The sequence below is a fragment of the Bacillus cereus G9842 genome, from assembly GCF_000021305.1.
Classification (GTDB): Bacteria; Bacillota; Bacilli; order Bacillales; family Bacillaceae_G; genus Bacillus_A; species Bacillus_A thuringiensis_S.
The window spans coordinates 2966041-2987243 of sequence record NC_011772.1; the positions used below are offsets into that span (position 1 = coordinate 2966041).

A 21203-nucleotide genomic window follows, 5' to 3' on the forward strand; every position below is an offset into this window, starting at 1 on the left:
AATTTAATTATAACAATAAACAAAAGGCTATACATATATTTCTGATTATGTAATACGCTCATTCATGAAATATAACTTCTGGATTTCCTAAATCACTATTCTGAAATACAACATCCGCACAACTTTTCGGATTATGCTCATCTATATACATCTTACAGGCCGCATGATATCTGTTTAAAAACATTTTCTCAGCTTCTTCATAACTTCCAAAAGCCTCAGTCTCGCGCTTTGCACCACGTTTTCTCGCAATCTCAAAATCTGTATCTACAAAGATTTTGTAATCAAATAAATACTCAACGTCTTTTTTCAATAGAAATGTTCCATCTACTATGAGTACCATATTGGGTTGAGCCATTAACGGCTCATTATGTACAGGAATATCCGTTTTTAAATTATGAGAGATCGTTTCATACTGTAAATTCCCATTAGGTCCTAAAGGTTTTAATAACCTTTCTTTGAAAGCTGTATAATCGTGTGCATCTTCATAATACCCTCTTGCAGATTCTTTACCTTGTGTATAACGAATCACTTTTGAGTTATGAAAATCGTCAATGCTAGCGCACGTTACTGGTAACCCTCGTTTTTTTATTTCTTCCGCTAATTCGTTTGCAAATGTTGTTTTTCCTGATGCTGTAATACCGCTTACTCCAACTCTTGTTGGGTGCGTTAAATTTAACATTAAAATATGATTAGCAATTTCTTTTATACATTGTTTTCGGTTCATGATATTTCTCCCTTCATTTAGTTTACATAACAAAATTATAATTAACTTTTATGTCACTATTTGTCGGTAAGTCGATATCCTTTGTCGAATCGTTGATATATTGAAAAAATCGTTGATATATTTTAAGTTATGATAGATATATTTGAAAAATCGTTGATATATTTTAAGTTATGATAGATATATTTGAAAAATCGTTGATATATTATGATTGGCTTACTTTCCCTTAAACCCTCGATATAAAGCAGTCCGTAATTCTTGTTTGTATTCTTCAATTTCTGGCATATCGAGTTCTTCTGCTAGTCTGATGGCTAGTTCAATATCATACGGTACTCGTACGAGTTGAATAGAAAAGCTCGCTGCTTCTTTTTCATTGTAAGTTCCTTCAAATATTAAATAGGAAGCTTGTGTTATTTCAAGTGGGTTTCCTACGCTACCGGCATTACATAACGTTTTCCCTCTGAAATTTTGAACGAACGCTTGGTGAACGTCACCGTAACAAACGACATCTGGTTTTCTTTCCCCTTCTATATTCTCTGTGAGCTCACTATTTTCGAACATACTAATACGCTCTTCTCTTGAGGCATGTGGTTGAATTCTTTCATATAAACTTCTCGGTGAAGCGTGGAACATACGGATCAGTTTGCCGCTCATAAAAAATTCGATTGAAAATGGTAAGCTTCTTAAATAGTCATTTTGTTCTTCCGATAATTGTTTTTGATGCCATTTTAACGTTTCAAATTCAGTCGGTTTTGTAATGAAATCATCCCAGTTCCCCATTACAACTCCTTCACATTCTTTACGAATGATTTCAATCACTTCGCTAGAATGAGGACCTTTTCCGACTAAATCTCCAAGACACACGACGCGCTCGATTCCTCTTAATTTAATATCTTGCAGTACAGATTCTAATGCTGGAATATTACCATGTATATCTGAAATTACCGCTATTTTATCCAAATGAATCCCTCCATTACTTATAGTTTATTATATCCTCATGTTGTGATTGATACCATTTTGGAATATAGGATGAAAAATGATTATGATCTTCTAAAATTCCGTTCAATCTTTCCTTCATATCATTTACTAAATGTGGCGTGCTTCGGTTTGTCCATACGATATCAGCTGGGAATGTCATTGCTGCATATAATGAGTACAGTTTCCAAAAATGAAGCGACGGTTCGCCTCCGCAATATCCGTGAACTTGTCCAACCGCAAATGGTTTACTTATTCTTGTAGTAAAAATCGCTACGTTATAAAAATCATGTATTGGATCACCAAAATCATATCCACCAAAATCGATAACGATAAACTCCTTATTATGAATCATACTATTTGCTGGATGGAAGTCATCGTGTAAAAAGGTAATAGGGCGATTTTTCAATAATTGTTTATGCTCCCCTACAAATCTTAATACTGGCTTCAAATCAAGGAAGTCTATTTCATAATTTGCTAACGCTTCTACGTATCTTTCGTATTTATTCCATCGAACTGTTTCCCATTTATTACTTGCACTTTCTCTTTCAATTGAGTGAATCCTCTTTAGTACTTCTCCTGCTTTTCTTCCTGCATGGTACTGTTCTTCCACGGATAGCTTCCCTAAACCTTCTTCACCATTTATACCTTGGATCCATTCAAATACTTGAACACATTTATTTATTTGTTCAAGTTTTATAAAATGAATTAACTTAGGCGTTGGAATATGTAATGACTCTAATTGTTTCATATACATATATTCTTCTTGTTTACGTTCAAAATGAACAGCATCACATACTTTCACAAAATATGTTACTCTGTTTTCTAATTCTATTTTATATTTCTCTTCATGTGAAAAACCTTTTGAAATAACTGTACACTTTACAATACGAGGCCATTCTAGTTTACTCTCTATCTCTCTAAGCATTTCCTTCACAACGTTCACCTCTATCAATATATGTACAAACTATGTAACACTTCATGCTCTCGTTTATTTTCACCTTTAAACTCCACTGCAAAAGGATTTTCGCCATTCTTATTCAGATGTTCTAGCACTAGCCCTTCTCCAATCGGCTCACAAAACTGCACATGAATATCTCCAAATACTACACTTTGACACTCGGCATTCCATTTTTCACTTTTCACAACTGAGCTTGTAGATAGCCCCATTACTTCTTTCCATTTCCGCACCGTTTCTCGAACGTTTTTCACTGCATAATGGATCGTTTCAATTTGTTGTACTTTATTTTTATGTTCCGTGATTGTTCCAATGTTACGTAAATCATTTCTTCTTTCTTCGTCCGTTTCATTCCATTGTATAAAGAAAGGTAATTTCGGTCCGTTCTCTTCTTGCTTTACAAATAACATTTTCCATTCTAAAAGGCGACCATCTTTTCTCATACGTTTCCCTTCAAATGGTCCTATCGTATGTAAACCGTGCTTACTAAACTTTACTGCTAGGTCTTCAATTGCATCTGTTCGAATTGCGATTTGCAGCATTCCTTCTCCGTCTTGTAATTTCACTACTGTTTCTTGTACTAATGGATTGTCTGCTTCTTTCGCTTTTTCTTCATGCTGCACTGCTAAAAATTCGATATATGATAAATCAAAATAACATAAACTATTCCAAGTACCCCAATTAATATGCTCTCCACCTATTGCAGTATAAAATCCGTGCGCCTGCATTTGTTTTGCCGCTTCTTCCGGTGTACAATGTACGGCGTGTACTAGATGATCAAATCGCAACATGTCCTTCTCCCCTTTCTCTCCATCCTTTTATTGTATATTTTATTTTTCTTTCATTCAATTCAAAAAACTTTAAAACCCAGTTGATTTATACGATTAATATGTATTATAATGAAACAAATTTAATTATTGCTGATTGGAAAAACCAAAGGCACTTTTCTCATACGGGAAAAGTGCCTTTTTCATTTATTATTACAGGGGGATTATTTATGCAGAAATTAATTGTCTTTGCTATTATCGGATTTTTCGCTCAATTGATTGATGGGGCACTTGGAATGGCGTATGGGGTAACATCTACCTCACTATTATTAATGTTTGGTATCGCACCGGCTGTAGCTTCCGCTTCTGTTCATTTAGCTGAAGTCGTTACAACCGCCGCTTCCGGTGCATCTCATATCAAATTTGGAAACGTTGATAAATATACAGTTTCCAGACTTACATTACCTGGAGCAATTGGTGCATTTGTTGGGGCATGTTTTTTAAGTAATTTACCTGGCGATGTAATTAAACCGTACATTTCCGTTTTTTTATTTACTTTAGGGGTTTATATTTTATTACGATTCGTCCTTCAAAAACAAATTGTTGCTTCAAATAAGCGTATGTCTGCAAAACAACTTGTGCCGCTTGGTTTATTCGCTGGATTCGTTGATTCAACTGGTGGCGGTGGCTGGGGGCCGATTACGACACCCGTTCTTCTAGCAAGAGGAAATGAAGCTAGAAAAGTTATTGGATCTGTAGATACGAGTGAATTTCCTGTTTCACTCGCTGCAACAATTGGTTTCTTCATCTCACTTGGCTGGGAACAAGTAAGCTGGGTTTGGGTATTTGCCTTAATGCTTGGCGGTATTGTCGCAGCTCCAATTGCTGCATGGTTAGTTCGTATCGTTCCAGCACATTTACTTGGGGTATTAGTTGGTGGTCTTATTATCTTTACGAATATACGTACACTGCTGACTACATTTAAAGTGGATCCAACTATTATTTCACTTTCTTACGTGGCAGTTGGTCTTGTCGTTATTATTTCTATTTTCATTGCTGTTCGCAATCATTCCAAGCGTTCTAACGCATCGACAGCCGGATATCCGAATGATCAAAAACAAATGCTACCATAACGATAAAAATACCGCCCGATATACTTCGAGCGGTATTTTTTATTTTTCTATTTTCCAATTAATCATCGTTTCTGTAGCATTTACTCTCTTCATATGTAACTTTTCTAAAACACGAATCGAACTATAGTTATCTAGGAGTGTCTCTGCAATTATTGTTTCTACCTCTCCTGTTTTGAAAGCCCAATCGATTAGTTCTCTTACAGCTTCTGTTGCATAGCCCTGATTCCAATATTTCTCAATAAATCCATAGCCAATTTCTACTGTTTGCTTCTCGTTTGGTTTCCCTTTAAACCCAATATCACCTAAAAAGCTATCATCTTCTTTCCGAAGAACATACCACGCACCCCATGGTAATATAGCTGCATCTTGTTTTACATTCTTTACATGCCCTACAATATGCGGACCGCTATTGTATCCTTGCTCGTTAGCAATTTGAATCCTCTCTTCTGTACACGGCACTATATAGAGCCTTTCTGTTTCTAATTTCATATTGATTTCCCCTTTTCAATTAAACAATACCTCAATTTTACTAAAAATAAAAAGAATATTCATTCTATCCGTTAAATTTATACTTATTCTTTGAAACGAATTTAAGGAATAATCCTCTTTTGATAGTTATGTCGAATTATATTTTTCTGAATTTTCTTTTAATTTAGAGGGTTTTTCAATATTTTTTGCGAAACATTTGTATAACAATTTTTTCTTTGCTTATTGCTACATAATAGTAGGTTCGGGTGGAGTTTTGCAAGCGTTTCCTATACAATAACCGATATTTTTTGACTTTTCCTAACAAAATATCTTGCAATATATTCAGAAAGTCATTACAATTGCCATATATTAAAAATCTTAGCAATATATCAAATCCTCATCAATCCGATGAGGTAGAGGTTGCGACTTTTATGAGTAAAACGGACGAGACACAGAGAATGTCACCAACTCCGTTTGAAAGGAAAGGTTGCCGAAGTTTATATTTCTTCTCTGGAAATATGAGCTGGGGCTGTCTCCGAAAGGAACAGAACTGTCACGTTTACAAATTACCGTGTAAACGTGGGGTGCTATCTTAACGGAAGGGTATGATGGGGTGGTTATTTGTGAAACGTTCCGCCAAATTCCTTTGGCGGTTTTTTGTATTTTTCTCCCCCGCTCCTTCCTAACCTACAAGAAAAGGAGTGTTGAACATGAATAGCGCAACAAATCAATCTACCTCTAAAACGCAAACTACACAAGGACAAGGTGAATTAAAACGCGGATTAAAATCTCGTCACCTTACGATGATTTCTCTCGGTGGTACAATTGGTACCGGACTATTTCTTGCCAGCGGTGGTGTCATCCATACAGCTGGACCTGGTGGCGCATTAATTGCATACGCCGCAATTGGAATTATGGTTTATTTTTTAATGACAAGCTTAGCTGAACTTGCAGCTTACATGCCTGTTACTGGATCTTTTAGTACGTATGCAACAAAATTTGTTGATCCATCACTTGGCTTTGCACTTGGATGGAACTATTGGTATAACTGGGCAATTACGATTGCTGCTGAACTTGCAGCTGTAACATTAATTATGAAATTTTGGTTCCCAGATACTCCTTCTCTTATTTGGAGTGGATTATGTTTAGCTATTATTTTCCTTTTAAACTATTTATCTGTTAAAGGGTTTGGTGAATCTGAATATTGGTTCGCACTTATTAAAGTAGTTACTATTATTATCTTTTTAATTGTTGGTTTCATGATGATTTTCGGAATTATGGGCGGCGAAACTGTTGGATTTAAAAACTTCACAGTTGCAGATGCACCATTTAACGGCGGTATCATGGCAATTATCGGTGTATTTATGGCAGCTGGTTTCTCCTTCCAAGGAACTGAATTATTAGGAGTAGCTGCTGGTGAAACATCTGATCCAGAACGTAATATCCCAAAAGCAATTCGTTCAATCTTTTGGCGTATTCTTTTATTCTATATCCTTGCGATTCTCGTTATCGGTTTACTAATTCCTTATACAACTGAAAGCCTTGCTGCAAGTGATGTAACAGTAAGTCCGTTTACACTTATTTTTGAAAAAGCGGGCGTTGCCTTTGCTGCTTCTGTTATGAACGCTGTTATTTTAACTGCTGTACTATCTGCTGGTAACTCTGGTATGTATGCATCAACTCGTATGCTTTGGGACTTAGCTCGCCAAGGAAAAGCACCAAAGTTTCTTGGTAAATTAGATAGCCGCGGTGTACCTGTTAACGCATTAATCGTAACGTCAATTGTTGGTAGTATTGCTTTCATTGCTTCTTTATTCGGTGACGGTGTTGTATACATTTGGTTATTAAACGCATCTGGAATGTCTGGTTTTATCGCATGGGTCGGAATTGCAATTAGTCATTACCGTTTCCGTAAAGCATATATCGCACAAGGAAAAGATTTAAAAGACTTACCATATAGAGCAAAATGGTTCCCATTCGGTCCAATCTTCGCATTTACACTTTGTATCATCGTAATTTTAGGACAAAACTACGGCGCATTTATGGGTGAAGCAATTGATTGGAACGGTGTACTCGTTTCTTACATCGGTTTACCACTCTTCTTAGTACTATGGTTAGGTTATAAATTTACGAAAAAAACAAAAGTGATTCCACTTGATAAATGTGAACTAAAATAAAGTGAAACGAGCAAACAAATTTGTTTGCTCGTTTTTTGTTGCAAACCTCTTTCCTTTATTATTGCTCCTGTTTTTGCAATAATAAAGGAAATATAAATAAAGGTTGGGATACAATGAACATTCGTATTACTGATGAAGCAAAAGCAGCTATACGTAGATTAGAACGTGAAGATAAAAAGATCGTTCGCATTAGAGGAACAATGACGAACTCTTGTAGTATTTTCGTTGATGTCGATTTAATTTGGGATACATATAACGCAGATGATGTTGTATATGAAGATGTAGAGCTTATCGTACAAATGGATTCATTCACGAAAGAATACACTGGTGATACAGTGAAACTTGATTATAAGACGACAGGTTTTAGTATTACGACTCCGAGTGAGACTTTAGTTTATGGATTGTCGATTAAAAAATAAAAATTGTTTTCATTTGACCACCGAGGTGAAAAAATGGGTAAATATGTTCCGTTAAAATTTTTATTTAATGAAGAATTAGCAGAGAAAATAGCTGATTCTATTTGTAAACACGATCCTAATTTTTCTAAAAGAATCTTTGTAGATTCTGTAACATATAAAGTTGAAAATTTAGAGTTAAAACAACGTATTGAAGTAATAGCAGATGAATTACACAATGCTTTACAAAAAGATTTTAATGTAGCAATACATATATTACTGAAAACATTAGGACCAGAAAATACAACAGAAGTAGGCACATTCACAAACGGATATATGTACATGCCTATCGCAAAATACGTTGAAAAATATGGTCCGAACGATTTTGAAACCTCATTCAACACCATGTATGAAATAACGAAAAGGAATAACGCTGAATATGCCATTCGGCCTTTTCTTGAAACATACCATGAAGACACACTAGACATATTACAACAGTGAGTTCATGACCAAAACAGTTATCTCTATCAGTGTTTCAGTAGTTTGGAACAAAAGGCTGCTGGTACTAGAATGAGTTTGCTTAATTTCCCAGGCTTTCTAACGAAAGGAATGGGGATTGCGATTGTAGGTGGATTATTATCGATACATTTGCTAAACCGAAAATTACTACCTATGAATGCTAATTCTTTCACTCATTTGTATAGTAATTTACTATTACTTTTTGCAGGAATCATATTGATTAGCTGGTTGGTTACTATGAAAATGTATAAATGCTCCAGAAGAAATATATATCAAGTGAAAAGATTCATTTTTCAATAACTTTTTTGTTATATTTTTCAATCTAGTGACGTTTCTTACATCAAGATTAAACAACTATATTTTTAACCCCGATCTAAATTTAGATCGGGTTATACTTATTTGGACTTTTGAAATTAAATAACTTTATTATCATTTTACATATAAAAAATCAAAATTTAACAATTTACCCTATATGCATTATAAAAGGCTTGTCTAAAATAATGTATATGTCAAGAAAACTTGTCTGTAAGTTGAAATGTTGTAGAATCTAGAGTCCGAATATGCTTACGGTAGATCCTCCTAATCATACTCGCCTGCGTCGGATGGTCTCTAAACCCTTTATACCACGTATGATTGAGGACCTTCGTTCCCGTATTCAGCAACTTGCCGACGAATTGTTAGTTGCTGTACAAGAACAAGGAAAGATGGAAATTATTGCAGATTTTGCTTAACCACTACCCATTATTTTCATTTCAGAGGTGCTTGGGATTCCCGCCACTGATCGAAACCAGTTCCGCAAATAGACAAAAAACTCATGGACACCTCTGTGGAACCTATTCAGGGAACTGAAGTTAAAACAACACTTAAAAGTTTATTCATTACATTGAGACATTACTTAACGAAAAGCGTCTAAATCCTGATTCTGATTTGATAAACGATCTCATTCAAACAAGAGAGCAAGAAAACAAGTTGAATAAGAACGAGCTTCTTTCGACAATTTGGCTATTCATCATCGCTGGACATGAAACGACAGTTAATTACATAGAGAAGTCAACGTCTTTTTTATTTTAGGGGAACTTGTTTTGTTAATTTGATATTTACAGTTAAGTTAAGTTAAGTTAAGTTAAGTGACATTTGATTCTCATAATCCGTATTATCTGAAGTTAATAAAGTCTATTACACTCTCTTCTTTAGGAACGTTTCCATAATATCTTTCTTAAATTTTTCATAATCAAACTGAAAAGCTACATTATGCGTTTTATAGCCTGGATTAGTAACAAAACGAAAATCTGCAATGCTTTGACCAAATCCTTCTCCTTGATCAGGGATTACTTTAATAGGTACTCTTGAAAGACTAACAGCGTCTTGATTTAGCAAATACCAAACTGTTACAAAATCATGCATAGGACTTCCACTTATACCAGGATTAGACTTGGAGTAGAAATTATAATAATAATCTAACATAGGTTTGATGATGAGTCCTGCAAGATCCTGTGTACTCCGATGAAATGCATCAATTTGCTGGACCATTTCGGGTGTAACAATCGCGTGTTGAGTCACATTTAAAGGAATAATCGTCAAGTTCTTTGCATGCTGCAGAATTAAGTTTGCTGCATACGGGTCTGCGTAAAAATTAGCTTCAGCCACAGCAGTTACGTTACCTGGATAGAAAAAAGCTCCCCCCATGCAAATGCATTCTCTTACATTTCGCATTGTTTCTAAATTTAATACAAAAGTCGTAGCTAGCGAAGAAAGTCTTCCTAAATTGATAATTGTAAGATCTTCTAAATTTGATTCTATAATTTGATAAATATCATTTAAAGGATAAACTGGATATGAAATTTCAGGTGGAATAATAGGTCCTAATCCAACTTTTCCATGTACCTCAGGGAAATACTGAATCACTATACCTGTCAACGGTACAGAAGCACCAAGGAATACAGGTATTTCTTCTCTTCCCGCAATGTACTTTAAATAGTTAATATTTCTTATTACATCTTCTCTTGATACATTTCCATAATCGGCCACAATTCCTACAAGTTGAATGTCTTTACGAAAAAAGGTGTACAGTATAGCAAACGCATCATCAATCCCTAAATCTGTAAACAGGAGAACCTTTTTTTGCATATCTCTTCCTCCAAAATTTATAGAATTCTACTTTCACCAATGATGCAGTGATTAGAATACGCTTTTATATATATTTTTTATGTATTCTTAAAGAGTGGATTCTATTCACTTGAAATAGTTTTGCTTATCTAAATCTGATATTATATTCAAGCACAAAATACATAAGGGTATTAGAGATATGGAAAAATCTGTTGTTATTGAGGAATTTACATCGGATTGGGCACTACAATTAGGGCTCACCATATCAAAAACGAAAATTGTACGTTTAGACACAAAATTAACATATTTTGATTAGCTCCCTGTACGTTAAGGAATTAGTTTCTATATTTGAGGAGATGTATGTGACAGGTGTATATTTAGGGGAATCTAATATTCACCATTCAAATATGATAGAATAGAAGTATATCCAAAACGGAGGAATAACAAATGAACTCAAACACAAAACAGTTTATTTATGATATCCAGCAAAGAAAGAACAATTATATAGAAAATGCTCTAATAGCAATACAACACCCTAAAAAAGAGCAATCTGAACAGGTCATTCAAAATATAGTAGAGAAGATGGATATGATGATTAGTCTAGTTACTACGTACATGAGGATTGAATCTGGATCTATGGAAGAATTAAAAGAACTTCAGAAAGAAATTATCCATGCTCAAGCATATATCCAAAAACGAAAATTTGAAGAAACACAGAGATAAAACCCTGTGTTTTTATTTGATTTATAATGCTAATCTATTATAAATCAAATTACATGTGATTATTGTTTTGGCATAATCCATACAATTTGTTGAATGCGTACAATATATGGCACCGTATCTTCAATGAGCAAATGATCTAGTTTCACATCCTTTAATTTACCTCTTATATTGCCTCTTACAGTTTCAATAACCACATGTTTACCAATTACTGATTGTAATGTCTGATATACATAGGGATTAGGCACACTTACCATATTTTGTTTACTAAAGTCATTTCCCTCCAAATAACTCATTCTATAAAACTCCTTTCTAACTTGCATTCTTTCTACTAATATATGATATAAATCTTATAAATATGCTAGAAGGATAATTCATTATATGGACGGAAATAACATTTTAATAGGGTACGGTTTCTATTTCTACATTGCTAAAAAAATGATTTATATAAAGTTACTTTTACTAGTTAATAGGAGATGATAAAGGGATATTTTGAATATACATCTAGGTTGTTCCTTTCTGGTTATGTATCATTTTAAATACGCCCTTTATTAGAATAGTGCTCATACTTTTTTTTGAGATTCTTTCGTAATACGTGCGTTAAGTAAAATTGCTAACAATAAAAACACTCCATATTTTCCGCCTGTAGCTCCTATGATAATCACACTACTACAAACAAGTACAATTAATAGGATAAACGAAACTAAATAAATACGATCATAATTCTTTGACATCTTCTCGTATTTTATGCGTTCTTTCCTTGCATCCATTTTAATTCCTCCTTTAGATGATCCATTTCACTCTCAGATAAATCTCGGCCTTAAAAAGGAAACAATCTATCGTTTTAAATAATTAGTTTGTTTTTTTATCAACTAATTTATATAACGTAAAAAGAAATCCTACCAATATTAAGCTTTCCACCATGATAATCTCCATCCTCTCCTTCCTTTTAACCCCAACACATCAGATAAAAGTTATGTATATCCCATATTAGCTGCAGCAAGCAAAAAGGATCCCCCTTTTCTTAAAGGCTGATCCTTTTCTCCTTGCATGCAACTATTTTTACCTATTCTTGATTAATTAGAATAATAGCTGGTCCATCTACACGAATTCCACCAACTTCGATTTTTTCATAAGGCTCAACTGTAATAGAAATAATCCCTTCTCGCTTCTTTAATTCATTACTTAATTCTTTTGTTAACATTTTTTTCATGTGCGGACTCCTTCTTACTGCTTAATTTACTATTGTTATGTAAATAAAATAAAAAATGGTTTCTTGGTCTGGAAACCATTTTTTGTAGTTTACCATATGGTGTTACCAGTTCGTTTATCAATTTTACGTAAAGAAGATAAACAATTACTATTCACTGTCTCAGTAGATGTAAGGAACTCTTAAAGCTGGCGGTGAGATTGATTGTTTTTTCTTCTAGAAATAATGACTTAGATAGTATATTACCTAAAACAATGAAAGCCCTACCTCTCTTTCATCCTTACGGCTCCTTGTCCGTGCCAGTGTGAATCAGGATTGCAAAAATCAAGTGACTATTTAATCGAGTTATTTAATGAAACTTCGAATGTTCGTAAAATAAATTTAAAAATAAAAATGGATTAGATTGAAGTAATAACAAAAGAGGTTTCTACTCTAAAAGTGAGTTGAAGAAATTGAATGTCTTTGAAATGATTTACTTTTAATACTCATCATATTCTCGAAAAATTCAGGATGTTTTCGGGAGATATAATACATTATCTATAATAAACCTTAACAGAAACTTTTTATTTGATTTTCAGTGATTCCTTTAATTAATTCTAGTTCACTGACCAAAAACTTATATGCATCATCCAACAATTTTTTTTCACTTGTATTCAGTGTTTTTTCTTTCTTCATACGCATTAAATCGCGTACAACTTCAGCACCTTCTTGTATTTCACCCGTTTTTATTTTGTCCGTGTTCACTTTATGCCTTTGTTTCCACGGCAGTAATTTACATGATTTTTCATGCTGAAAAATGTGTATAATGTGTTTTAATGCAAGTATATCAGTAACTGGGCGTATATTCGAATTCAATATTTTACCCGTAGGAATCATGACTTGCATATTACTGATTGACATTTTGATGACATAATACTGTTGTTTTTCCCCTGAGAATTCTTTTTCTTCTATGGCTTCAATTATACCTGCTCCGTGCATTGGATAAACAATGTTATCGCCAATTTGAAACATATAATCCACCTCCATATGTGGTAACCTTTTCAAGCTTAACACATATGTTGTTTTTTATCAAATATTTAATAATATCACAAGTTCATTTTAGGTGTCAATTACTTTTTTCTTCAAAAGTTAAATCAAGTAAAACAGCCGTAAAATACCAAAGAGCGTTCGAGATTTCCAATAAAAGAAAAGGGAATCCATACGCGTATATCCTGAAATCTCCACCCATTAACGTAGATCAATTTCCCCTTGAAAACGGCCAAATCGATCCCGTATTTTTTTCAATCTTATATGATACTCCAAAATCTCAATTCTTGCTTTTTCTGCTAGAGGGGCAATTGGTCGTAAATCTTTTAACCCCCAATACTCAACCACTACATCAAGTACTTGATCAAAATATTGTAGTGGGCCATAGTTTGCTTCTTTTGCAATCACAGCCATTCTATTTTCAAAATCAGGCATGACGGCACCTGGCATTTTAAAATTCCTAATCACATTGGCAATATGGTAGCAATAATTTGGTTCCAATTCTAAATGTGTTCGAATAACGTTTCGATAAAACGCATAATGAAGTGTTTCATCTTTTGCAAGACGGCGTAATAATGTAGCAAGATCTGGATCATGCTTACTTGCCACCTTAGCTACATTATTGTAAAACACCATTGTTGCAAGTTCTTGTAGCGTCGTATATGTCATGGCTTCGATTGGTGTATGAAAATCAGGCTCAAATCCACACTCAACGACTGATTTTCTTAATTCATGTATACGTTTAGGGTTTACACTTCGAGTGAGTAGTAAATATGTCTCTAATAAATTCGAATGTTGATCCTCTTCTGAGGTCCAAGTATGAATAAAGTCTGTAATAACAGAAAGGGAACCTTTAAAAGTCGCAGATAAATACGTTGTAAACCATGGTAAATTCACTTCTGTTAATAAAGCTGTTTCAATGGCCGTAATTACACCAGAAGGGAGAGTAACTTGACTTTCATCCCAAGGAACTCTTTTAAAGTCCATTCCCTTATCCCATGGTAAAAACTCATGATAAGCCCAGTCTATCTTCTGCGCTCTTATTTTATGTTGTTCATACAGTTCTTTTAAACGTGGTTCTAATCGAAAATCTAAATCATTTGTTAACATTTAAGTGCCCCCTTTTTCTTACCATGGATATTCATCCTATTTTTATCCTTAAAAATTTTCTACAAATAAATATTACTTTCCTTTTTTAAAGTCAAACAAAACAAATTTGTAACAAAATTTTTTAAGAGCACTATATTTTTATAGGATTTTTTTATTAAAAGGAGGACCGTTACATCTATTTTCTTTTTTATAAAATAGATACTGAAACATACAATATGTTAGTTAGCCTAAATAATAGCTTTGACAAGTGCCAACCCAATTCCATTCGAGCCAAGCTTTTTAGAACTACTTGATTTATAGAATCGTTCAAAAATATGAGGTAATTCTTCAGCTAAAATTCCCTCTCCAAAATCTTGGATCACTGGTTCGATATAGATTGGAGAATTTTTGACCTGAATCATTATGTTACCACCTGGTTTAGAATGTTCTATTGCATTCTTCAACAGGTTTAACAAAGCTTCCTCCATCTATATTTTTTCGTGAATAACGATTATTTCTCTCGGTGCATTCCAATTAATATATTTTTATCACTTATCATGCTTTCCAAGCGATTTAGAACTTCCTTAGTCATATCTACTAAATTCCCTAGCTCTTGATCAAAGGATTTCCACTTATTTATCCCGAATATATAAATAACCATTCTCACAAGGAGCGAATTTATATGAATCTATTCGAACATGAAACATAAAACTGCTTCATTTTAATAAGAGGTCCTCCCTTTTTCTTTTCTCATCATATTATCCATTAAAAAATAGGAGGACAAATTTATGAAACGTGATCCATTATTTTTAACTTTATTAGAAAGTGCAAATACAAACTTTAGTGGCTGGGATTTTTCTTTCATTTCAGAAACGGGTCGAATGAAGAGCGAGCCATTATCGTGGTCGTACGGCAGTACTGCTTTTCAGCTTATGCAACGTGCAGAATCAATGCTCGATATGGGTACTGGTGGCGGAGAGTTTTTATCTATGTTACAACCGTTCCCGTCAACTACATTCGCTACTGAGGGCTACGCTCCAAACGTGCCAATTGCTCAGAAGAAATTAGAACCTTTAGGGGTTACAGTTGTGGCAGTAAGTGATGATACTGCTTTACCATTTCAAAATGAACAGTTTGATTTCATTCTGAATCAACATGAATCCTATTCTGCTTCTGAGGTAAATAGAATACTTTCTCCTAATGGAACATTTCTTACACAACAAGTTGGCGGTCTTGATTGCGTTGAACTTAATGAACAATTGGGTACGCCTCTAAATAGTGAGTTTGCAAATTGGTCTCTCGAAACTGCATGCAGTGAGTTAAACCAAAATGGATTTACTATTTTAGAAGCAAAAGAAGAATTCCCTTTCCAACGTTTTTATGATATTGGCGCTATCATCTATTATTTAAAAGCAATTCCGTGGCAAATTCCTGATTTTACTGTCGAAAAGTACTTTGAGGAGTTATATCGTATACATGAGATTATTTTGCAAAAAGGATATTTAGATGTGAATCAACATCGATTTATAATTAAGGCGATTCGTAGCTAACAAAAAGAGGTGGCAAAGCCACCTCCTTTTTGTTCCGTTTACGTATATTCTCTACTCTTTCACCATAAGAAAAGTTATATCATATATATTACAATTCTGACCAATGAATTGTATTTCTGAAACATATAATCACCTCGCATATATAATGAGAGCAAAAACGTGATTTTTCACTATCCTCTTCTATTGAGAAATGAGTTGTTTTTCATATCGCTTATTCGCATCATCTTCTGTCAAACATGCAGTTGTGTAATGAATAATATTCCGGTTATCATACGTGAATATATGTTTTAACTTATTTTCTTCTGTTAATACTGTCGGTAAGTATTTTGGTAAATTGCTAACAACACCTCTATTATCACCATCTAATATCCAATCAATTTCTTTCCATTCTAATAATCCTTCAGTCGTACGAAATGGTGTATTCATTTGCATTCCATCTGGCAAATCAGCAACGAACACATACATTCCTTCACTAGCCTGGGGCTCATCTTTACCTTTAAAACCAACAGTCCCTTTATACATTACACTTGAAAGTTCTATACCCGTTTCCTCAAACGTTTCTCTAATTATTCCTTCGTATGGCGTTTCATTATCTTCTATTTTTCCTCCAACACCATTCCACATCCCCATATTCGGCTTTTTATTTCTATTTAATAGCAGTATTTTATCGCTTTTTCTAATAAAACAAATTGTGTATTTGTACATACAATCATTTCCTTTCATTTTCCACATGAGTTATTTGGCTTATTTTCAAGTAAAAACACTCGCCTTACAATTCCTTACTACATAATATATAGTACAACTTTCATGCGTAAACACTTTACGTCAAACGAGAGAATCCTTTTTAGAAAGGAGAATTTAAAATCGATAATATAAGCAATGAATTTCTAAACCAATATTACAACAGCCTCGTGTGGTTAAACGATACACACTGGTTCGGAGTTCCAATCTGTAAACTTCCCTCTGACCTCTTTTTGTATCAAGAAATTATTTATGAATTAAAGCCCGATTTAATTATTGAATGCGGGACTTTTCACGGTGGTAGTGCACTGTATTTAGCTTCTATGTTAGATTTAATTGGAAAAGGTCACGTACTTACTATCGATATAACTCCGCAGCCAAATCGGCCATCACATAATCGGATTACGTATTTAACAGCCTCTTCTGTTTCTGTGCAGGCCGTCCAAACAATAGTAAGCATGCGCAAACCTGATGATGTGGTTTTAGTTATTTTAGATTCTGATCATAGTAAAGAGCATGTATCCAAAGAACTATTACTATATAAATCTATCGTCACTACTGGCAGTTATATGATTGTAGAAGATACCTCCATTAATGGAAATCCGCTTCTTCCCGATTGGGGTCCTGGTCCGATGGAGGCTGTGGATGAGTTTTTAACTAAAAATAATAACTTCATAATCGACGAGTCTAAACATAAATTTTTCATATCATTTAATCCAAAAGGTTTTTTAAAGAAAATAAAGTGAAACTTTAATAAGTGGGGTTTTGCTTCTCCCCCACTTATTCTATCATTTTCATTTTTGAAAAAGGATAATATACGAATTCCACCTTGCCAATTATGTTATCTTCTTCAATATATCCTAAGCCATTTCGACTATCTCTACTTACTTCGCGGTTATCTCCCATTACAAATAACTTATTTGGCGGAATTTTTGTCTTTTGAAAGTTATAAAACACTTGTGTGTTGTTAAATAAATCTTTGTTCGTATATGGTTCTTCTTGCTTTTTATCGTTCACATATACCTTTCCGTTCGTTATGTTAATTACATCACCCGGAAGCCCTATTACACGTTTCACATAATATTTCGATTCATCCGCTTCCTTTATAATAACAATTTCTCCGCGTTGTAAATTAGAAAGACGTACTACTGCTTTATTTACAAATACGTAATCTGCTTCATATAAAGTCGGCTGCATCGATTCCCCTTCCACTTTACATAAAGTAAAAGAATGGTAGCCTATTACCATCACCAATATAAATAGTATGTACTTTCCCCAGCCTCTCTTAATTTCCTTTTTCATATCCATTCCCACCTTATAAAGCGCTTTTTAACTCAAAAAATATATCACTGCACAATATGTTTCCATGCAGTGATACTATTTTTACTGTGCCTTGTTCGGTTGTTCTACTGGAATTGAATTTGTATTTGATCTATTTGTTTTTAATTCAAAATACGCATCCAAAATCTCTTTACCAATCGCAGAATTAATTCCTGATTTATCATCATTCACCCATGGTACAACAACTGAAAAAGCTACTTCCGGATCAGCATCATATGGTGCATAACCGGCAAGAGTTAAATTATAACATTTTTTTCGGTTGTTATTCTCATCTCTTCCAATATCACTTTCTCCACCATATACTGTCTCAGCTGTTCCTGTTTTTCCCGCTGGTTTATATGGTAAACCTTTAAACGTTCCGGTACCTGTTCCGTCAGCTTCTTGAAAAACTCTTCTAAACCCTTCTTTTACATGATTAATGTACGAAGTGTCCATATCCACTCGATTTAATACAACTGGTTCAATCGACCGAACGACTTTTCCTACATCCTCTGGTCTATTCGGTTGCTCTCTAACTTCTTGTACAATTTGTGGTTTCATTCGGTAACCGCCATTTGCAATTGTGGAAATATATTGCGCAAGCTGAAGAGGCGTGTATGTATCATACTGTCCAATCGCGTAATCAAGTAAAAATCCGGGTATGTTATCAGTTCTACCTACTTGACCGATTGCTTCATTTGGCAGATCAATACCAGTCGACACACCTAGGCCAAATTGTCTAAAATAGTAGCGCATTTTATTAAATGTTTCTTGTTTAATATCTAATGGATTATTTGGGACATAATTAATGCCTGCCATTTTTAAAGCTGTATTAAACATATAAACGTTCGATGAAACTTGTAAAGCTCTTAAATCATCAATATCCCCAAATTCTTTCCACGATTTCTTCGGCTTAGAACTTCCTTTAAAATACATTGGTGCATCAAAGAAATGTGTATATGGCTTAATCGCTTCTGTTTGATATCCAGCTAATAAAGTAGCACCTTTTACAGTTGATCCTAACTCATAAGAACTTGTCATCGTTCCTAATGCATAATCTTCTATTTGCATACCGCCATCTTTATTTACAATTTTCTTTCCTGCCATTGATAAAATTTGACCGTTTTTCGGATTCATCATTACTACGAACGCACGATCCATCATCGGCTCTGCAGCATGAAAAGCTCGTAAATTCTTTTCAAGGCTTCCCTCTACTTTTTTCTGTAAATCCATATCGACTGTTAACATTAAGTTATTTCCACTTTTTCCTTCGGTCACTTTTTCTGTTCGAACAATTTTCCCTGCTTTATCCATAATATTTTTAGACTGTTCTTTCGTTCCATGTAGTGCATCTTCGTATTGTTTTTCAATGTAACTTTTACCAATACGATCGTTTCGATTATAATCACGAACTAAATAATAATCTAATTGTTCTCTTGGCAACCCTTCATTTTCATTAGAAACGCTACCTAGTATAGAGCGCAGTATTTTATCATTTGGGTATTCTCGTTCCCAATCTACTGTCGTATCTACCCCCGGTAAACTTGCCAATCTTTCACTAACGACAGCATATTCATTTTGACTTACATCTTTTTTAACGATTTGCGGTGTCATTTTATATCCTGCATTCATTTTGCTTTTAATTACTAATACTTCTATATCTTCCTTTGAAAGCTCATTTAATTCTTCTTGTGTAATTCTTTCCCGGCGCAGTTCTTCTACTTTTTTATCTAATTCTTTTCCTTCTATTTCTTGCTTTCTAAATTTACTCTCATCTTCTTTCGTTACTTTCGCTGCTGCCCGCTTTTCATTTAACTGCATCCAAAAATCTTTCTTATCTGTCTCTGTTAACTTATCCATGTCCTCTTGCGACATTTCAATCAGCTTGGCTAAATCTCTTGCTACTTGTAAAACTTCTTTCGAGTCTACTCCTCTCATTTTCGTATATGTAACGGTTCGCAATGGTTTATTATTTACAATAACGTGACCTTGCCGATCAAACATTTTCCCTCTAGGAACGGGAGTGCTTACCGTTACATCTTCCTTTTTGTTTACTTCATTTCTATACGTTTCTCCATCAATGATTTGTACTTTACCTAATTGAATTATAATAGCTGAAAATAAAAGAAAGACAATAAAAAATAGTACATTTAACCGAAAAGGAATATGAGTCTTTTTCTTTTTCGATTGTTTCTTCTGCTCCTTTTTCTGTCTCATTTCGCTCCCTCGCTTCATTCTATTAACATTTCTACGCAAAATCATTATGTATCAAATTTATTTATATGATATATATAGAATTTTATATTAATTACAAAAGAAATAAAAGATTTAATTTTCAGTTTTTTAATTAATTATCCTATTTATTACCATTCCCTTAATGCACAATAACATGAATATTATTCTAAAAGAAAAATGGGGCAAATTGATTTTTATAAATTATAGAGATGTGGTTACTACATTATCAAAATGTTTTCATATGGCTTAAAACAGTGATTACTCAAATAAAAAACTGAGGCGGATACCTCAGTTTTTTCGATAACTTATTTCATTGAAGATAATCCTTCAACAAATTCACCAATTTTATTTTGAAAAACATAATCAAAGTTATATTCCTGTTCTGTTAACTCTTCATTTACTAAAATAGTTGTTGCCCCTACTTCTCTTTTTGCGATTTCCGGGAATGAAGCGACGGGTTGTACTTTTAATGACGTTCCCATAACAATAAGCACATCTGTTTCATATAAACGTTTTATCGCATTTTGATATTGCGGCAATGTATCTCCGTATAAAACAACATCTGGATTTAAAATGAAATTACACTTCTCGCAGCGAGGCACTTCATGATCAATCATATACTGCAAATCATATCCCGCTTTACACTTCGGACAATGTGCTGTTTGAAGTGTTCCATGTAAATCAATGACATGCTTACTACCGCCTAATTGATGTAAACCGTCAATATTTTGCGTTAAAATCGTAATATCTTTCCCTTGTTCTTCTAATTCAGCTAAAAAGCAATGGCCACGATTTGGTTTATATTGATGAAACGTATTAATTTGAAATATTTCTTTATAATGCTTCCAAAATTCTTTCGGATTTCTATTATAATATCCCCTTGATAAATACATCTCCACATTCGCATCAGCATACAATCCATTTGCTGAGCGGAAATCTGGAATACCGCTTTCCGTACTTGCTCCTGCACCTGTTAACACTGTAATTTTCTTCGCTTTTTCTAAAATTGAACGTACTTCTTCAAATTGTTGCACAAAAATCACCTCTATGTATTTTCCTATACTTATTATACCAGTTGTTTACAGGAGGTGTT

Annotated in this window: 20 protein-coding genes, 5 pseudogenes and 1 riboswitch; of the genes and pseudogenes, 9 read left to right on the plus strand and 16 right to left on the minus strand. The window is 33.9% G+C overall.

Going from position 1 to position 21203, the window contains the following annotated elements:
• Positions 1 to 58 precede the first annotated feature (58 nt).
• From BCG9842_RS14965 to BCG9842_RS14980, 4 genes are all read right to left on the minus strand, one after another.
• Positions 59 to 724 carry a uridine kinase gene (locus BCG9842_RS14965; protein WP_001080476.1) on the minus strand — a complete coding sequence of 222 codons (666 nt, stop codon included), beginning with the start codon at positions 722 to 724 and terminating at the stop codon, positions 59 to 61.
• A 213-nt stretch (positions 725 to 937) separates the two neighbouring features.
• Positions 938 to 1681: a metallophosphoesterase family protein gene (locus tag BCG9842_RS14970; protein WP_000357646.1), complete on the minus strand. Its 744-nt coding sequence runs from the start codon at positions 1679 to 1681 to the stop codon at positions 938 to 940.
• A gap of 13 nt (positions 1682 to 1694) precedes the next feature.
• Positions 1695 to 2633: an aminoglycoside phosphotransferase family protein gene (locus tag BCG9842_RS14975; protein WP_000661761.1), complete on the minus strand. Its 939-nt coding sequence runs from the start codon at positions 2631 to 2633 to the stop codon at positions 1695 to 1697.
• 14 nt (positions 2634 to 2647) lie between these two features.
• Positions 2648 to 3445 carry a VOC family protein gene (locus BCG9842_RS14980; protein WP_000943327.1) on the minus strand — a complete coding sequence of 266 codons (798 nt, stop codon included), beginning with the start codon at positions 3443 to 3445 and terminating at the stop codon, positions 2648 to 2650.
• 98 nt (positions 3446 to 3543) lie between these two features.
• On the opposite strand from BCG9842_RS14980, the gene BCG9842_RS14985 reads away from it, so the two are divergent.
• Entirely contained in the window at positions 3544 to 4554 is a 1011-nt protein-coding gene (locus BCG9842_RS14985; RefSeq protein ID WP_002082558.1) for a sulfite exporter TauE/SafE family protein, read from the plus strand.
• Between the two features lie 39 nt (positions 4555 to 4593).
• Here the strand turns inward: BCG9842_RS14985 and BCG9842_RS14990 are convergent, their stop codons facing one another.
• Positions 4594 to 5043 carry a GNAT family N-acetyltransferase gene (locus tag BCG9842_RS14990; protein ID WP_000764593.1) on the minus strand — a complete coding sequence of 150 codons (450 nt, stop codon included), beginning with the start codon at positions 5041 to 5043 and terminating at the stop codon, positions 4594 to 4596.
• A gap of 385 nt (positions 5044 to 5428) precedes the next feature.
• Positions 5429 to 5620: riboswitch (Lysine riboswitch) on the plus strand.
• Between the two features lie 112 nt (positions 5621 to 5732).
• On the opposite strand from BCG9842_RS14990, the gene BCG9842_RS14995 reads away from it, so the two are divergent.
• The 5 genes and pseudogenes from BCG9842_RS14995 to BCG9842_RS31645 form a co-directional block, all read left to right on the plus strand.
• Positions 5733 to 7199, plus strand: a complete 1467-nt coding sequence (locus BCG9842_RS14995; protein WP_001083394.1) for an amino acid permease — start codon at positions 5733 to 5735, stop codon at positions 7197 to 7199.
• Between the two features lie 113 nt (positions 7200 to 7312).
• Positions 7313 to 7618: an iron-sulfur cluster biosynthesis family protein gene (locus tag BCG9842_RS15000; RefSeq protein WP_001026197.1), complete on the plus strand. Its 306-nt coding sequence runs from the start codon at positions 7313 to 7315 to the stop codon at positions 7616 to 7618.
• A 33-nt stretch (positions 7619 to 7651) separates the two neighbouring features.
• A pseudogene (locus tag BCG9842_RS15005) lies at positions 7652 to 8092 on the plus strand (hypothetical protein); the annotation flags it as partial.
• 10 nt (positions 8093 to 8102) lie between these two features.
• Positions 8103 to 8413 (plus strand): annotated as a pseudogene (locus BCG9842_RS31640) (tetracycline resistance MFS efflux pump); the annotation flags it as partial.
• Positions 8414 to 8667: 254 nt separating this feature from the next.
• Positions 8668 to 9157 (plus strand): annotated as a pseudogene (locus BCG9842_RS31645) (cytochrome P450); the annotation flags it as partial.
• A 132-nt stretch (positions 9158 to 9289) separates the two neighbouring features.
• Here the strand turns inward: BCG9842_RS31645 and BCG9842_RS15015 are convergent.
• Positions 9290 to 10240: a nucleoside hydrolase gene (locus BCG9842_RS15015; RefSeq protein ID WP_001170286.1), complete on the minus strand. Its 951-nt coding sequence runs from the start codon at positions 10238 to 10240 to the stop codon at positions 9290 to 9292.
• A 426-nt stretch (positions 10241 to 10666) separates the two neighbouring features.
• Between BCG9842_RS15015 and BCG9842_RS15020 the strand changes: the two genes are divergently transcribed.
• Positions 10667 to 10942, plus strand: coding sequence for a hypothetical protein (locus BCG9842_RS15020; protein ID WP_001087711.1), 276 nt, complete (start codon positions 10667 to 10669; stop codon positions 10940 to 10942).
• Between the two features lie 59 nt (positions 10943 to 11001).
• Here the strand turns inward: BCG9842_RS15020 and BCG9842_RS15025 are convergent, their stop codons facing one another.
• The 6 genes and pseudogenes from BCG9842_RS15025 to BCG9842_RS31935 all read right to left on the minus strand — a co-directional run.
• Positions 11002 to 11235, minus strand: coding sequence for a YuzF family protein (locus BCG9842_RS15025; RefSeq protein WP_000120816.1), 234 nt, complete (start codon positions 11233 to 11235; stop codon positions 11002 to 11004).
• A 239-nt stretch (positions 11236 to 11474) separates the two neighbouring features.
• Positions 11475 to 11709: pseudogene (locus tag BCG9842_RS15030) on the minus strand (hypothetical protein).
• Positions 11710 to 12005: 296 nt separating this feature from the next.
• On the minus strand, positions 12006 to 12152 hold the full coding sequence (locus tag BCG9842_RS15035) for a BC1881 family protein (RefSeq protein WP_000738546.1): 147 nt from the start codon (positions 12150 to 12152) through the stop codon (positions 12006 to 12008).
• Positions 12153 to 12698: 546 nt separating this feature from the next.
• Positions 12699 to 13160 carry a CarD family transcriptional regulator gene (locus BCG9842_RS15040; RefSeq protein ID WP_000486295.1) on the minus strand — a complete coding sequence of 154 codons (462 nt, stop codon included), beginning with the start codon at positions 13158 to 13160 and terminating at the stop codon, positions 12699 to 12701.
• Between the two features lie 216 nt (positions 13161 to 13376).
• A complete protein-coding gene (locus BCG9842_RS15045) occupies positions 13377 to 14285 on the minus strand; it encodes an acyl-ACP desaturase (RefSeq protein ID WP_000957094.1) in 909 nt (302 codons plus the stop codon).
• Positions 14286 to 14515: 230 nt separating this feature from the next.
• A pseudogene (locus BCG9842_RS31935) lies at positions 14516 to 14889 on the minus strand (sensor histidine kinase); the annotation flags it as partial.
• 163 nt (positions 14890 to 15052) lie between these two features.
• On the opposite strand from BCG9842_RS31935, the gene BCG9842_RS15055 reads away from it, so the two are divergent.
• A complete protein-coding gene (locus BCG9842_RS15055) occupies positions 15053 to 15814 on the plus strand; it encodes a class I SAM-dependent methyltransferase (RefSeq protein WP_000817594.1) in 762 nt (253 codons plus the stop codon).
• A 180-nt stretch (positions 15815 to 15994) separates the two neighbouring features.
• On the opposite strand, the gene BCG9842_RS15060 is transcribed toward BCG9842_RS15055, so the two are convergent.
• On the minus strand, positions 15995 to 16519 hold the full coding sequence (locus BCG9842_RS15060; RefSeq protein ID WP_000280181.1) for an NUDIX hydrolase: 525 nt from the start codon (positions 16517 to 16519) through the stop codon (positions 15995 to 15997).
• A gap of 158 nt (positions 16520 to 16677) precedes the next feature.
• Between BCG9842_RS15060 and BCG9842_RS15065 the strand changes: the two genes are divergently transcribed.
• Entirely contained in the window at positions 16678 to 17301 is a 624-nt protein-coding gene (locus BCG9842_RS15065; RefSeq protein WP_265736909.1) for a cephalosporin hydroxylase family protein, read from the plus strand.
• Between the two features lie 34 nt (positions 17302 to 17335).
• On the opposite strand, the gene lepB is transcribed toward BCG9842_RS15065, so the two are convergent.
• The 3 genes from lepB to BCG9842_RS15080 all read right to left on the minus strand — a co-directional run bounded on the left by lepB (position 17336) and on the right by BCG9842_RS15080 (position 21153).
• A complete protein-coding gene (lepB, locus tag BCG9842_RS15070) occupies positions 17336 to 17857 on the minus strand; it encodes a signal peptidase I (protein WP_000711484.1) in 522 nt (173 codons plus the stop codon).
• Positions 17858 to 17938: 81 nt separating this feature from the next.
• Complete coding sequence (locus BCG9842_RS15075) at positions 17939 to 20092, minus strand: peptidoglycan D,D-transpeptidase FtsI family protein (RefSeq protein WP_001249189.1); 2154 nt, start codon at positions 20090 to 20092, stop codon at positions 17939 to 17941.
• A 323-nt stretch (positions 20093 to 20415) separates the two neighbouring features.
• A complete protein-coding gene (locus BCG9842_RS15080) occupies positions 20416 to 21153 on the minus strand; it encodes an NAD-dependent protein deacylase (RefSeq protein ID WP_079997208.1) in 738 nt (245 codons plus the stop codon).
• Between the last annotated feature and the right edge of the window lie 50 nt (positions 21154 to 21203).

Coding starts and splice junctions, on each gene's coding strand:
- BCG9842_RS15040 (WP_000486295.1), bottom strand. CDS start 13,160: ATGTTTCAAATTGGCGATAACATTGTTTATCCAATGCACGGAGCAGGT.
- lepB (WP_000711484.1), bottom strand. CDS start 17,857: ATGAAAAAGGAAATTAAGAGAGGCTGGGGAAAGTACATACTATTTATA.
- BCG9842_RS14980 (WP_000943327.1), bottom strand. CDS start 3,445: ATGTTGCGATTTGATCATCTAGTACACGCCGTACATTGTACACCGGAA.
- BCG9842_RS14985 (WP_002082558.1), top strand. CDS start 3,544: ATGTATTATAATGAAACAAATTTAATTATTGCTGATTGGAAAAACCAA.
- BCG9842_RS15055 (WP_000817594.1), top strand. CDS start 15,053: ATGAAACGTGATCCATTATTTTTAACTTTATTAGAAAGTGCAAATACA.
- BCG9842_RS14965 (WP_001080476.1), bottom strand. CDS start 724: ATGAACCGAAAACAATGTATAAAAGAAATTGCTAATCATATTTTAATG.
- BCG9842_RS15045 (WP_000957094.1), bottom strand. CDS start 14,285: ATGTTAACAAATGATTTAGATTTTCGATTAGAACCACGTTTAAAAGAA.
- BCG9842_RS15025 (WP_000120816.1), bottom strand. CDS start 11,235: ATGAGTTATTTGGAGGGAAATGACTTTAGTAAACAAAATATGGTAAGT.
- BCG9842_RS15060 (WP_000280181.1), bottom strand. CDS start 16,519: ATGTACAAATACACAATTTGTTTTATTAGAAAAAGCGATAAAATACTG.
- BCG9842_RS15015 (WP_001170286.1), bottom strand. CDS start 10,240: ATGCAAAAAAAGGTTCTCCTGTTTACAGATTTAGGGATTGATGATGCG.
- BCG9842_RS14990 (WP_000764593.1), bottom strand. CDS start 5,043: ATGAAATTAGAAACAGAAAGGCTCTATATAGTGCCGTGTACAGAAGAG.
- BCG9842_RS15035 (WP_000738546.1), bottom strand. CDS start 12,152: ATGAAAAAAATGTTAACAAAAGAATTAAGTAATGAATTAAAGAAGCGA.
- BCG9842_RS14995 (WP_001083394.1), top strand. CDS start 5,733: ATGAATAGCGCAACAAATCAATCTACCTCTAAAACGCAAACTACACAA.
- BCG9842_RS15000 (WP_001026197.1), top strand. CDS start 7,313: ATGAACATTCGTATTACTGATGAAGCAAAAGCAGCTATACGTAGATTA.
- BCG9842_RS15075 (WP_001249189.1), bottom strand. CDS start 20,092: ATGAGACAGAAAAAGGAGCAGAAGAAACAATCGAAAAAGAAAAAGACT.
- BCG9842_RS15020 (WP_001087711.1), top strand. CDS start 10,667: ATGAACTCAAACACAAAACAGTTTATTTATGATATCCAGCAAAGAAAG.